Raw genomic sequence first — 11,881 nt, 5'->3', positions numbered from 1 at the left:
CCTGCCCGCCAGCTGCTTTCGTCAACGGACCGGCCTCTTGCCCTTGGGGAGGTCAGTAGGCGCCAGAGAGCAGGGCCCCTGCGTTGGGTACCCGCGTTTCCAGCCCCAGGCGCTTGAGCATCGCCCAGGTGGTGCAGGCTGCAGCGGACACGACAGGAATGCCCAACTGGTCCTGTGCCATCTGCACGGACGCCAGCGAGGGCATCTGCACGCAGGCCGAGATCACCACCACATCCACGCCGCGCGTGTCCAGCCGTTGCACCAGCTGGGCCGGGGCGGCGGGGTCCTGCGCGCCCACCTGCAGGTTGTCGGCAATTTCCAGTGACAGGCTGTCGTGCACGGCAATGCCCTCGTGCTCGATGTAGTCCACCACCAGCTGGGTCAGCGGCTTCATATAGGGCGTGAGCACCGAGACCTTCTTCGCGCCCATGGCCTCGAGCCCTTCGACCAGCGCGCCTGCGCTGGACACCACGGGCGCTGGCTTGCCATTGGCCACGGTGACCTCATGCAGCCGCTTTTCGGATGCGCGGTGGTAGCCCAGGCCCATGCTCATGATGGCCACGAGGCAGGCATAGCCCATCACGTCCATCTTGCCGTCCGACAGCTCCAGTGCGCAGCGGTCGGAGTCGCGGTCCATCGCGGCCAGCTCTTCCTTGGTGACCTTCTGCATGCGCATGCGGCTGGCGTGGAAGCTGAAGCGCTCGGGCAGGATCTGCTCGCGGGCGCGCAGCATGGCCGGGATCTCGGTCTCCATGGTGGTGTTGGAGCTGGGCACGATCTGCCCGATGCGGTAGGTGCGTTGCATGGTGGTCTTTCAGGAGTCAATGGGCAAAGCGCTGCCCGCCCGGCGCGCGGAGCGCCGGAAATGGGATCGCGCAGGGGATGTCTGTGGGCCGGTCAGTCGGCCTTGATACCGGCGGCCTTGATGGTCTTGGCCCAGTAGGCGGTTTCGGTCTTCACCAGCTCACCGAGGGCGTCGGGCGGCAGGTAGCGCAGTTCGATGCCCGCCGCGTCGGCGCGCTGGCGCGTCTCGGGCATGTCGAGCGCCTTCTTCACATCGGCCGTGAGCTTGGCCACCACGGCGGGTGGCGTGGCGGCCGGGGCGAACAGGCCCACCCAGGCTTCGAGCTTGAAGTCGGGCATGCCGGCCTCGGCCACGGTGGGCACGTTGGGCAGGCCCGGATGGCGCTTGGTGCCGGTGACGGCAAAGGCCTTGAGCTTGCCGCTGACCACATGCTGCATGACCGACGGTGGCGTGGTGATGAACACCTGCACCTGGCCCGCCAGCACATCGGCCACCGCAGGGCCCGAGCCACGGTAGGGGATGTGGGTCATGAAGGTGCCGCTTTGCTGCTTGAAGATCTCGGTGCCGATGTGCGACAGCGAGCCGTTGCCCTGCGAGGCGTAGTTCACCTTGCCCGGGTTGGCCTTGAGGTACGCGATGAATTCCTTGAGGTTGTTGGCTGGCACCGAGGGGTGAGCGGCAATCACGTTGGTGGCCACGGTGAGTAGCGCGACGGGGGCGAAGTCCTTGGCCTCCCAGGGCAGGCTGGGGGTGAGGGCCGGGTTGCCCACGTGGTAGGCCGAGTACGAGATCAGCAGGTTGTAGCCATCGGGTTTTGCGCGGGCCACGGCGCCGTAGGCCACGTTGCCGCTGCCGCCCGCCTTGTTGTCGATCACCACCGGCTGGCCGATCACGCGCGCCAACGGCTCGTTGAGCAGGCGGGCCGAGGTGTCCACCACGCCGCCGGGCGGGTTGGGCACGGTGAGCGTGATGGCCTTGCTGGGGTAGTTGTCTTGCGCCATGGCCAGGCCCGAGAGGGCCAGCGTGGCGGCCAGCAGGCTGTGCTTGATCGTCATGTTTGTCTCCACCAGATGTTGTAGTGAGGGTATTGTGGAAACAAGCGAATCAGCAGTCCAATATATTGTTGGTCTTGATCAAGACCTGAAAAGTATCAATGGAACTGCGCCATCTGCGTTACTTCGTCGCCCTGGCGGAAGAGCTGAGCTTCACACGCGCCGCGCAGCGCCTGCATGTCTCGCAGCCGCCGCTGAGCCTGCAGATCGCCCAGCTGGAACAAGAACTGGGCGCCCAGCTCTTCGTGCGCACCAGCCGGCGCGTGGAGCTGACGCTGGCAGGCCAAGCCTATCTGGTGGATGCACGCGCGGTGCTGGAGCGGCTGGACACGGCGCGCCAGCGTGTGGCGGCCATCGGCCAGGGGCAGGCCGGGCGCATTGAAGTGGGGCTGTCGGGCTCGCATTTCCTCGGGCCGTTTCCGGCGGCGCTGGCGCGCTACCGACAAAGCCATCCGGGCGTGGATGTGGTGCTGCACGAGATGCAGCCTTCGCTGCAGCAGGCGGCCCTGCGCGACAAACGCATCGATGTGGGCATCTCGCGCACGGCCGTCAACGACGACCAGCTCGCCAGCACCCTGCTGTGGCCCGACCCTGTGGTGGCGGCTTTGCCGCCCGGCCACCCGCTGGCGGCGCGCAAGGCACTGGCCTTGAAGGACCTGCGCAGCGAGGCCTTCGTGATGCTGCGCCGCGATTCATCCGCCCATGCCGAGCACATGGTGCAGTGCTGCGTGCAGGCCGGCTTTGCGCCGCGGGTGGCGCAGACCACGGTGGAGCTGGCGGCCGTGCTGAGCCTGGTGGCGGCCGGGCTGGGCGTGGCCCTGGTGCCGTCGTCCCTGGGCATGCTGTTCGGGCCGCGCGTGGTGTTCAAGCCCCTGGGCGCCAAAGCGCCGCGCGCCGATGTGCATGCGGTGCAGCGGCGCGACGACCTGCTGGGCGTGGTGCCGGCTTTCGTGCGGGTGATGGCGGGCTGAGGTGGGCTCAGTGCCCCACAGGCACCACACCAGCGGCACGCACGGGGATGCCGCTGCGCCGGTCCAGCACACCGCTCCAGTGCGTGAGGGCCAGCGACACCAGCACCACCAGCGCACCGATCCACGGCGTGTGCTGCAGGCCCAGGTGCGTCACGATCAGACCACCGGCCCACGCGGCGCCGGCGATGCCCAGGTTGAACGCTGCGATGTTCAGGCCCGATGCCACGTCCACCGCCTGCGGCGTGAAGCGCTCGGCCTGCTTGACCACATACACCTGCAGCCCCGGCACATTGCCGAATGCCACGGCGCCCCACAGCAGCACGGTGCCCACAGCCAGCCAGGGGTGGGGCGCGGTGAACTGCAGCAGCAGCAACACGGCCGCCAGCAGCGCAAAGATGATGCGCAGCGCCGGGATGGGGCCCAGCCGGTCGGCCAGCTTGCCGCCCCAGAGGTTGCCCACGGCCACGGACACGCCGTACACCAGCATCACCCAGCCCACCGAACCCGCGCTGAACCCCGAGATGTCGGTGAGGATGGGCGCGAGAAAGGTGAACGGAATGAAGGTGCCGCCGTAGCCGATGGCCGTCTTGGCATATACCAGCAGCAGGCGCGGCTCGGCCAGCACCTTGGCCTGCTGCAGCAGCGAGGCGGGCGGGGTATGCGCCAGGTTGCGCGGCACGAAGAGGGCGCTGCCGATGAAGGCTGCCGCGCCCAGGGTTGACACGGCCAGGAAGGTTTCGCGCCAGCCAAAGTGCTGGCCGATGAAGGTACCCAGCGGCACGCCCGTGACCAGGGCCACCGTGAGGCCGGTGAACATGATGGCAATCGCACTTGCGGCCTTTTCGCGCGGCACAAGGCCGGTGGCGATGGTCGAGCCGATCGAGAAGAACACGCCATGCGCCAGCCCAGTGAGGATGCGCGCGGCCACCAGTGTCTCGTAGCTGGGGGCCTGCCAGGCCAGCAGGTTGCCGGCGGTGAACAAGGCCATCAGCGCCAGCAGCAGCGCCTTGCGCGGCAGCTTGCCGGTGAGTGCGGTGAGCACCGGGGCGCCGACGGCGACCCCCAGGGCGTACAGGCTGACCAGCAGGCCCGCCGAGGGGATGCTGATGGAAAGGTCTGCCGCCACGGTGGGCAGCAGGCCAACGATCACGAACTCGGTCGTGCCGATGGCAAAAGCGCTGAGCGTCAGCGCGAGCAAGGCAATGGGCATGGGAACACTCCAGTTTTCAGGCTTTCGGGCTCTGGAGTGTGGGTGTTTGGGTCTTGCAGAAAAAGAGGGTGAAGCGCCATTGATAATTGATTAAAAATCAACAATCAAAGCGCCAGGAGCACGCATGAAAACCACGCTGGAAGAACTGCAGGCCTTTGTCGCCGTGGTGGATGGCGGTTCGATCACGGCCGCAGCTGACGCACTGGGCCAGACTGTCTCTGGCATCAGCCGGGCACTGGCGCGGCTGGAGAAAAAGCTGGACACCACGCTGCTTCGCCGCACGACGCGCCGCACTGAGCTGACCGAGGAGGGCCAGGCCTTTTTGCAGCGCACGCGCGCCATCCTGGCCTCCATCGACGACGCCGAGGAGCACATGGCTGCGCGCCGCCAGCAGCCCGCAGGCCGCCTGCGGGTGAATGCCGCCACGCCTTTCATGCTGCATGCCGTGGTGCCCCTGGTGCCAGCGTTTCGCGAGGCGTATCCGCAGATCACGCTGCAACTGGACACGGACGAAACGTACATCGACCTGCTGGAGCGGCGCACGGACGTGGCCATTCGCATCGGACAACTCCAGGACTCCACCCTGCACGCGCGCCCCCTGTGCACCAGCCGCGTGCGGGTGCTGGCCAGTCCCGACTACCTGGCGCGGACGGGCAAGCCCAAGAGCGTTGCGGACCTGGCACGGCACACGCTGCTGGGCTTTCACCAGCCTGAGTCGCTTAACCACTGGCCGCTGCGGGGCGAGCATGGCGATGCCTGGCCCATCGTGCCCAGCCTCACCGCGTCGAACGGCGAAACGTTGCGCCAGCTTGCGCTGCAGGGGGTGGGCATCGTGTGCCTGTCCGATTTCATGACGGCCGGTGACCGTGCGCGTGGCGACCTGGTGCAGGTGCTGGCCAAGGACACGGTGGAGGTGCGCCAGCCCATCAGCGCGGTGTACTACCGCAACACGCAGCTGGCGGCACGCATCGCGTGTTTTCTGGATTTTCTGCAGGAGCGTCTGGGCTGAGCAGGCCCGCCTTTAGCGCAATGCGCGCAGCTGCTGCAGGCGAAGCAGCACCGCGTCGATGACGGCATTGGCACCCTCCACATCGCAGCTCCACAGCATTTCCAGCAACTCGATCAAAGCGATGGCGTTCGTTTCCTGCAGCGCTGCACGGGCGGCAGCCTGGAGGTCGTGCAGGTCCAGATCCTGAAGAACATCAACGGTCAATCCCATGGGGCACTCCCTGTTTTTTTGAGGAGGCCCATGGTAGGTGCGTGGCGGCCGGGTGCCGGGCTGCGCGGCATGATCAAGATCAAGGGCCGATGAGAAACCCAGGCGCCCTGGCGCCCGCCGTCAGCCGCGTGCCGGAATCGCCAAGCCCTTGGCCACTGCCGAGCGCGCCACAAACGCATCGAGCACGCGCTGCACTTCCTTGAACTGGCCAAACTCCACCAGGTCGCCCGCGCCATAGAAGCCGATGAGGTTGCGCACCCAGGGCAGGATGGCAATGTCGGCGATGGTGTACTGGTCGCCCATCACCCATGGGCGGCCCGCCAGGCGCTCGTCCAGCACCTTGAGCAGGCGCTTCGATTCGGCGACATACCGGTCGCGCGGGCGTTTGTCTTCGTAGTCCTTGCCCGCAAACTTGTGGAAGAACCCGAGCTGGCCAAACATGGGGCCCACACCGCCCATCTGCCACATCACCCACTGCAGGGTCTCGTAGCGCCCAGCGGTGTCCTGCGGCATCAGCTGGCCGGTCTTGCTGGCCAGGTACACCAGGATGGCGCCGGACTCGAACAGCGCCAGCGGCTGGCCGTCCGGGCCGTTCGGGTCCAGGATGGCCGGGATCTTGTTGTTGGGGTTGAGGGAGAGAAACTCGGGGGAGGTCTGGTCGTTGGTCTCAAAGCTCACCAGGTGGGGCTCGTAGGGCAGGCCCAGTTCTTCCAGTGCAATCGACACCTTCACGCCGTTGGGCGTGGGCAATGAATACAGCTGGATGCGGTCGGGGTGCCGGGCGGGCCATTTGCGGGTGATGGCAAAAGCGGAAAGATCGGTCATGCGAGGTTCCTGAAAAAGCCGGTGGAATCGAGAGAAGCTGCCAAGCGTAAGCCCGCACATGGTTTGGCGCAGGGGCGGGGCCATAATCCCATCCCATGCAGATTCGCTTCACCAAAATGCAGGGCGCGGGCAACGATTTTGTGGTGCTCGACGAAACCCAGGGCCGCCTGGGGCTGAACACGGCCCAATACCGCTTCCTGGCAGATCGACACTTCGGTGTCGGGGCCGACCAGATCCTCACCGTGCGGCCTTCTCCTGGTGACGGCATTGACTTCGAATACGTGATCCACAACGCCGACGGCGGCGAGGTGGAGCAGTGTGGCAACGGTGCGCGCTGCTTTGCGCGCTTTGTGCATGACCGGGGCCTGTCGGGCAAGGACACCATCCGCGTGCAGACCAAAAGCGGCGTGATCGCGCCCCGCCTCACGGGCGACGGCCGCGTCACGGTGGACATGGGGCGTCCCGAGTTCGACCCCGCCCAGGTGCCGTTCGACACCACCGGTCTCACGCCCGTGCAGCAGGGTTTGGGGCGAAAATGGCCGCTGGCGTTAGAAGAATATGCCCCTGGTGCTTCTGTTTTGATAGCTGTTGCCTCCATGGGCAACCCGCATGCGGTGCAGCTGGTGGACAACGTGGACACCGCTCCGGTCGCGCAGACCGGGCCGCTGATCGAGCGCCATGCGCGCTTCCCCCAGCGGGTGAACGCAGGCTACCTGCAGATCGTGGACCGCTCCCATGTGCGCCTGCGCGTGTTCGAGCGCGGCGCAGGCGAGACCCTGGCCTGTGGCACCGGCGCCTGCGCGGCAGTCGCCAGCGGCATCCGCCTGGGGCTGCTCGACCCCGAGGTGCAGGTGGACACGCGCGGCGGCCGCCTCACCATTGCGTGGAGCGGTGCCGACACCGATTCCGTTTTCATGACAGGCCCCGCCACCACGGTGTTCGAGGGCCAGATCGACATTCCCGACACGCTCGTATGACTACCCACATCCCACCGATCACCGAAGACGACATCGCCCAGTTCCTCACCAACACGCCCGGCTTCTTCGAGCGCCATGCCGAGGTGCTGGCCAGTGTGCAGATCACCAGCCCGCACGGCGCGCGTGCGGTGAGCCTGCAGGAGCGCCAGGCCGAGATGCTGCGCGAGAAGATCAAGGGTCTGGAGCATCGCATCATGGAAATGGTGCGCAACAGCACCGAAAACGCTGCCATTGCCCAGAAGGTGCACCAATGGACTGGCAGCCTGCTGCAGGTGCGCGACCCGTTCGACCTGCCCCAGGCCGTGGTCGATGGTGTGCGCACCCTCTTCGACGTGCCCCAGGCGGCGGTGCGTGTGTGGGAGGTGGCAGCGCCCTACATCGACGCCGACTTCACCCAGGGCGCGAGCGAGGACGCGCGGGCCTTTGCGTCGTCGCTGACCATGCCGTTCTGCGGGCCCAACCTGGGTTTTGAGCCTGCGGGCTGGCTGGCGCAAGAGGCCGGTGAGCCTGCACAGTCGCTGGCCCTGCTGCCGCTGCGCGCTGGCGCCATCGACAGCGCCACGCCTGCGTTTGGCCTGCTGGTGCTGGGGTCGCACGATCCACAGCGTTTTGATGCCACGATGGGCACCGACTTTTTGTCGCGCATGGCAGAGCTGGCGAGCGCAGCCCTTCTGCGGCTTCAGTAAGCAGTCGCAAGCCCCGCCGCCATTGCCAACCCAACGGCGTCTCAGCCACGGCCCCCATGCCTGAAACGCCCGCGGCACCCACCACGCTCGACCCCCACGTCCTGCGGTATCTGGAACATGTGCGCGTCGAAAAGCGGCTGGCCGCGCGCACGCTCACGCTCTACACCCTCGACCTCGAAAAACTGGCACAGTTTGCGGCCAGCGTGAATGTGCCGATGCTGCAGTTGCAGACCGCTCACATTCGCCGCTTTGTCGCGCAGATGCACAGCGGCGGCCGCAGCGGGCGGGGCATCGCGCTCATCCTGTCGGGCTGGCGCGGCTTTTTCATCTGGGCGGGGCGGCAGGGGCTGATCCCGCACAACCCGGTGCAGGACGTGCGTGCCCCCAAGGCGCCCAAGCCTTTGCCCAAGGCGCTGGGGGTGGACGACGCCGTGCGGCTGGCCGAGTTCGACAACACTGGCGCCGACCCCTGGCTGGAGGCGCGCGATGCAGCCATGGTAGAGCTGCTGTACGGCTGCGGGCTGCGCGTGGGCGAACTGGCGGGGCTCGATGCCATCCCCAACGCCGACACCCAGCGCCAGGGTCGTGGCTGGGTGGACCTGCAAGCGGGCGAGGCCCATGTGTTCGGCAAGGGCAGCAAGCGGCGCAGCGTGCCGGTGGGCGCGGCTGCCACGGCCGCGCTGCAGGCCTGGCTGCAGCTGCGGGCCACACCGTTTGGGGGCGAGGGCTCTGTGCGGCTGGACACCGCCCTGTTTGTGGGCCAGCGTGGCAAAGGGCTCACGGCCCAGTCCATCTGGCTACGCCTGCGCCAGCGCAGCCAGCAGGCGGGGCTGACCACGCCGGTGCACCCGCACATGCTACGCCACTCGTTTGCCAGCCACCTGCTGCAGAGCAGTGGCGACCTGCGTGCGGTGCAGGAGCTGCTGGGCCACGCCAACATCACGACCACGCAGGTGTACACGCGGCTCGACTTTCAGCACCTGGCCAAGGTGTATGACGCGGCCCACCCGCGCGCGCGAAAGAAGTCCCCCTGAGTTGCCGTGCGGCGTCCCTCCAAAGGGCGGCGCGCCTGCTGGCCTGGCGGAACCAAGTGACAACCAGGCGCCTCCGAGCAACGTGGCGCCCGCTGTGGAGCGCCCTGGAGTTGTCCTCATGCTGCTGAAATGGATCCAATCGAACCGGTGGTTCATCGTGTTGCTGTTGTGCTTTGGCGTTTTTCGCACTGCAGTGGCCGACTGGAATCCCATCCCTTCGGGCTCGATGCGGCCCACGCTGCTGGAGGGGGACGTGGTGCTGGTCAATCGCCTGGCCTACGACCTCAAGCTGCCGCTCACGGACATGATCCTGGCGCACATTGATGATCCGCAGCGCGGCGATGTGGTCACCTTCTCCTCCCCACTGGATGGCACCCGCCTGATCAAGCGCATTGCGGCCTTGCCCGGAGACACGGTTGAGATGCGCAACGAGGTGCTCTACATCAACGGCCAGGCGGCCGAATACGAGATGCCCGATTCTGTGCAGGAGCCGGTGCTGCCAGGCCACACGCTCACGGCCACGCGCTGGACAGAGCGCCTGCTGGGGCATGAGCGCCGCGTGCAGTGGCTGCAGGGCGTGACTGCGCGCAGCAGCTTCGATCCGGTGCAGGTGCCCGAGGGCGAATACCTGGTGCTGGGTGACAACCGGGACAACAGTGCCGACTCGCGCTACATCGGCCTGGTGCCACGCCATCTGCTCATCGGGCAGGCGCACCGCGTGCTGCTGTCGGCCGATGTGCTGGGCCACTGGGCGCCGCGCCTGGAGCGCTTTGGCAAGGCGCTGTAGTCCCTCCAGTTCATCAGGGGCGCGGCCGGTACGCCTGGCCGCGCGGCTCAGGCGGCCGCCATCGGCAGATGGGCGTGACCCAGCAGGGGGCGGCGTACCGGCCGGTGTTGCACGACAGCGCGTGGCTCTTGCACGGGGACCTGGGCTTGGTCCTGGCCATCAGGCAGCTTGAAGGTGGCGACCGTCTGGACCAGTTCGCCCGCCTGCTGGTTCAGGCTGGCAGCGGCTGCGGCCATTTCTTCCACCAGGGCGGCGTTTTGTTGGGTGGCGTGGTCCATCTGCGTTACCGCTTCGTTGATCTGATCCACTCCTTGGCTTTGTTCGGTGCTGGCGGCGCTGATCTCGCCCATGATGTCGGTGACACGGCGGATGGAGGCAACGACCTCACTCATGGTTTGACCGGCGCGGTCCACCAGGGCCGACCCGGCTTCCACGCGCTCCACACTGGTCCCGATCAGGCCCTTGATCTCGCGGGAGGCCTCGGCCGAGCGGCTCGCCAGCACGCGCACCTCGGTGGCCACCACGGCAAAGCCCCGGCCCTGGTCGCCAGCGCGTGCGGCCTCCACCGCCGCGTTCAGAGCCAGGATATTGGTCTGGAATGCGATGGAGTCGATGACGCCAATGATCTCGGAGATCTTGTTGCTGCTGTCGTTGATGTCCCTCATGGTGCGCACCACGTCAGCCACCACCTCGCCACCCTGCACTGCGATCGAGGTGGCGGTCTGGGCCAGCTGGTTGGCCTGGCGGGAGTTCTCGGCGTTCTGGCGCACAGTGGCGTTGAGCTGCTCCATGGAGGCGGCGGTCTCTTCGAGCGCGCTGGCTTGCTCTTCGGTGCGCGAAGACAGGTCGTTGTTGCCCTGTGCGATTTGTTCCGAAGCGCTGGCTACGTTGATGGAGCTCTGGTGCACCATGGCTACCATGGTGGCAAGGCTGTCCTGCATGCGCTTGAGTTGCGCCATCAGGCTGGAGGTGTCGCCGGGCCTGAGGTCAATGGCCACGGTCAGGTCGCCGTGCGCCACGCTGCGCGCCAGTGCGGCAGCAGTGCCCGGCTCGGTGCCCAACTGGCCCACGATGCTGCGGGTCACAAGGTAGCCAAAGCCCAGGGCGAATAGCACACCACTGGCAATAGCCAGCGCCACGAACCATCGCGTATGGGCATAGGACTCGACCGCTTGGTCATACTCCTTGCGCGCAGTGTCCAGTTGCACCTGCACCAGAGCGCCGAGCACGTCTTGCAGCGGATCGAGTGCGGGGTACATCTCTCGTGCGGCATAGTCGGTCAGGCCCGGCAGATCCTTGTTACCGATCAGGTTTTCCAGCGCTTGGACGGCGCCATCGGCTTTGGGCTGCAGCTCTTTGAATTGGGCTGCCAGGCGCACTTCGTCGGCCACCAGCTCGGTTGCCAGATAGGCGTTCCAGTTGTCACTGATGTCCTTCTTGGCTCTGGCGATCGAATCCAACCCTTGCTGCGGGGTGAGCGCGCCGTCGCGCACCTTGTGTGCGGTATCCACTACGTTCACGGCGTACGCGTCTGACACCAGCTTGATCTGTTTGAGTGGCACCACGCGGTCCTGGTACACGGTATTGAGCCCCGCGTTGGCGCGCTGCATGCCGGTGAGGCCTGCGCTGCCGATCACAACGGTCAGCACGCAAAGTACGGCCAGCAGCAGAGACAGGCGGGTAGAAATCTTCAGGTCATTGAAGTTCATGATTAGCAGTTCCTTGTGGGTGATGCAGCCGTTCAGTGGCTGGTGGCAGGTGTATCACTCGCTACCGATTTGGCAAGAAATTTCTCGATATCGAGCAGGATCAGCATGCGCGGGCCGACCGAGCCGATGGCCAGCAGGTGTTCGGGCTTGACGTTGCCGCGCAGGGCGGGCACGGGGCGCAGCTGTTCGCGCTCCAGCGTGAGCACGTCGGACACGCCGTCCACCACCACACCCACCGTCCGCTGGCCGATGTGCAGCACGATCACCACCTTCAGGTGGTCGTACTGCACAGCGGTCTGGCCCAGCTTCAGGCGCAGGTCGAGGATGGGCACGATCACGCCGCGCAGGTTCATCACGCCCAAAAGCTCACCGGTCGCGTTGGCGATGGTGGTGGGCTTCTCGTACGACCGGATCTCCTGCACGCGCAGGATGTCCACCCCGTATTCCTCGTTGCCTATCTTGAAGGCCAGAAATTCGCGAAGGTCGGTCATCACGGCCTGGGCCGTGCCGGGCGCGGGGGCTAGGCGGGTGATGCTGGGGCGTGTGGCAGAGGTGGTCATCGGAGTGTTTGTGATAAAAATGATAATTTAAGCAATTCTATCGATT

Annotated in this window: 13 protein-coding genes; 6 read left to right on the top strand and 7 right to left on the bottom strand. The window is 66.4% G+C overall.

All coding sequences use genetic code 11. The annotated features are described in order from the left end of the window. Nucleotides 1–52: 52 nt before the first annotated feature. On the bottom strand, nucleotides 53–805 hold the full coding sequence (locus ASC83_RS05525; RefSeq protein ID WP_056059285.1) for an Asp/Glu racemase: 753 nt from the start codon (nucleotides 803–805) through the stop codon (nucleotides 53–55). 92 nt (nucleotides 806–897) lie between these two features. Beyond that, a complete protein-coding gene (locus ASC83_RS05520; RefSeq protein WP_052952277.1) occupies nucleotides 898–1,860 on the bottom strand; it encodes a tripartite tricarboxylate transporter substrate binding protein in 963 nt (320 codons plus the stop codon). 98 nt (nucleotides 1,861–1,958) lie between these two features. On the opposite strand from ASC83_RS05520, the gene ASC83_RS05515 reads away from it, so the two are divergent. Next, nucleotides 1,959–2,828: a LysR substrate-binding domain-containing protein gene (locus ASC83_RS05515; RefSeq protein WP_056059282.1), complete on the top strand. Its 870-nt coding sequence runs from the start codon at nucleotides 1,959–1,961 to the stop codon at nucleotides 2,826–2,828. A gap of 7 nt (nucleotides 2,829–2,835) precedes the next feature. On the opposite strand, the gene ASC83_RS05510 is transcribed toward ASC83_RS05515, so the two are convergent. Continuing rightward, complete coding sequence (locus tag ASC83_RS05510; RefSeq protein ID WP_056059279.1) at nucleotides 2,836–4,038, bottom strand: MFS transporter; 1,203 nt, start codon at nucleotides 4,036–4,038, stop codon at nucleotides 2,836–2,838. A gap of 124 nt (nucleotides 4,039–4,162) precedes the next feature. Here ASC83_RS05510 and ASC83_RS05505 point away from each other — a divergent pair, with 124 nt between their 5' ends. Next, entirely contained in the window at nucleotides 4,163–5,047 is an 885-nt protein-coding gene (locus tag ASC83_RS05505) for a LysR family transcriptional regulator (protein WP_056059276.1), read from the top strand. Nucleotides 5,048–5,059: 12 nt separating this feature from the next. Here ASC83_RS05505 and ASC83_RS05500 read toward each other — a convergent pair whose 3' ends face one another. Together ASC83_RS05500 and ASC83_RS05495 are read right to left on the bottom strand one after the other, a co-directional pair. Further along, entirely contained in the window at nucleotides 5,060–5,257 is a 198-nt protein-coding gene (locus ASC83_RS05500; RefSeq protein WP_015012532.1) for a hypothetical protein, read from the bottom strand. Between the two features lie 120 nt (nucleotides 5,258–5,377). Then, a complete protein-coding gene (locus ASC83_RS05495) occupies nucleotides 5,378–6,082 on the bottom strand; it encodes a glutathione S-transferase N-terminal domain-containing protein (protein WP_056059273.1) in 705 nt (234 codons plus the stop codon). A gap of 95 nt (nucleotides 6,083–6,177) precedes the next feature. Here ASC83_RS05495 and dapF point away from each other — a divergent pair, with 95 nt between their 5' ends. From dapF to lepB, 4 genes are all read left to right on the top strand, one after another. Continuing rightward, on the top strand, nucleotides 6,178–7,059 hold the full coding sequence (dapF, locus tag ASC83_RS05490) for a diaminopimelate epimerase (RefSeq protein ID WP_056059269.1): 882 nt from the start codon (nucleotides 6,178–6,180) through the stop codon (nucleotides 7,057–7,059). Beyond that, nucleotides 7,056–7,745 carry a DUF484 family protein gene (locus tag ASC83_RS05485; RefSeq protein WP_056059265.1) on the top strand — a complete coding sequence of 230 codons (690 nt, stop codon included), beginning with the start codon at nucleotides 7,056–7,058 and terminating at the stop codon, nucleotides 7,743–7,745. Before dapF ends, ASC83_RS05485 begins: the two co-directional genes overlap by 4 nt. A 56-nt stretch (nucleotides 7,746–7,801) precedes the next feature. Then, nucleotides 7,802–8,779, top strand: coding sequence for a tyrosine recombinase XerC (locus ASC83_RS05480; protein WP_056059261.1), 978 nt, complete (start codon nucleotides 7,802–7,804; stop codon nucleotides 8,777–8,779). Nucleotides 8,780–8,897: 118 nt separating this feature from the next. Next, nucleotides 8,898–9,566, top strand: a complete 669-nt coding sequence (lepB, locus tag ASC83_RS05475; RefSeq protein WP_082522360.1) for a signal peptidase I — start codon at nucleotides 8,898–8,900, stop codon at nucleotides 9,564–9,566. Nucleotides 9,567–9,613: 47 nt separating this feature from the next. Here lepB and ASC83_RS05470 read toward each other — a convergent pair whose 3' ends face one another. Together ASC83_RS05470 and ASC83_RS05465 are read right to left on the bottom strand one after the other, a co-directional pair. Continuing rightward, on the bottom strand, nucleotides 9,614–11,275 hold the full coding sequence (locus ASC83_RS05470) for a methyl-accepting chemotaxis protein (RefSeq protein ID WP_056059258.1): 1,662 nt from the start codon (nucleotides 11,273–11,275) through the stop codon (nucleotides 9,614–9,616). Nucleotides 11,276–11,307: 32 nt separating this feature from the next. Next, nucleotides 11,308–11,835, bottom strand: coding sequence for a chemotaxis protein CheW (locus tag ASC83_RS05465; protein WP_099731229.1), 528 nt, complete (start codon nucleotides 11,833–11,835; stop codon nucleotides 11,308–11,310). Nucleotides 11,836–11,881: the final 46 nt, after the last annotated feature.

Source organism: Acidovorax sp. Root402, assembly GCF_001425125.1.
In the GTDB taxonomy this organism is placed as follows: domain Bacteria; phylum Pseudomonadota; class Gammaproteobacteria; order Burkholderiales; family Burkholderiaceae_C; genus Acidovorax; species Acidovorax delafieldii.
This window is presented reverse-complemented; position numbering and strand designations above follow the sequence as displayed.

Excerpts from the sequence above, each read along its gene's own strand:
- ASC83_RS05465 (WP_099731229.1), bottom strand. The coding sequence starts at position 11,835 with ATGACCACCTCTGCCACACGCCCCAGCATCACCCGCCTAGCCCCCGCG.
- ASC83_RS05520 (WP_052952277.1), bottom strand. The coding sequence starts at position 1,860 with ATGACGATCAAGCACAGCCTGCTGGCCGCCACGCTGGCCCTCTCGGGC.
- dapF (WP_056059269.1), top strand. The coding sequence starts at position 6,178 with ATGCAGATTCGCTTCACCAAAATGCAGGGCGCGGGCAACGATTTTGTG.
- ASC83_RS05470 (WP_056059258.1), bottom strand. The coding sequence starts at position 11,275 with ATGAACTTCAATGACCTGAAGATTTCTACCCGCCTGTCTCTGCTGCTG.
- ASC83_RS05500 (WP_015012532.1), bottom strand. The coding sequence starts at position 5,257 with ATGGGATTGACCGTTGATGTTCTTCAGGATCTGGACCTGCACGACCTC.
- lepB (WP_082522360.1), top strand. The coding sequence starts at position 8,898 with ATGCTGCTGAAATGGATCCAATCGAACCGGTGGTTCATCGTGTTGCTG.
- ASC83_RS05515 (WP_056059282.1), top strand. The coding sequence starts at position 1,959 with ATGGAACTGCGCCATCTGCGTTACTTCGTCGCCCTGGCGGAAGAGCTG.
- ASC83_RS05485 (WP_056059265.1), top strand. The coding sequence starts at position 7,056 with ATGACTACCCACATCCCACCGATCACCGAAGACGACATCGCCCAGTTC.
- ASC83_RS05495 (WP_056059273.1), bottom strand. The coding sequence starts at position 6,082 with ATGACCGATCTTTCCGCTTTTGCCATCACCCGCAAATGGCCCGCCCGG.
- ASC83_RS05525 (WP_056059285.1), bottom strand. The coding sequence starts at position 805 with ATGCAACGCACCTACCGCATCGGGCAGATCGTGCCCAGCTCCAACACC.
- ASC83_RS05505 (WP_056059276.1), top strand. The coding sequence starts at position 4,163 with ATGAAAACCACGCTGGAAGAACTGCAGGCCTTTGTCGCCGTGGTGGAT.
- ASC83_RS05480 (WP_056059261.1), top strand. The coding sequence starts at position 7,802 with ATGCCTGAAACGCCCGCGGCACCCACCACGCTCGACCCCCACGTCCTG.
- ASC83_RS05510 (WP_056059279.1), bottom strand. The coding sequence starts at position 4,038 with ATGCCCATTGCCTTGCTCGCGCTGACGCTCAGCGCTTTTGCCATCGGC.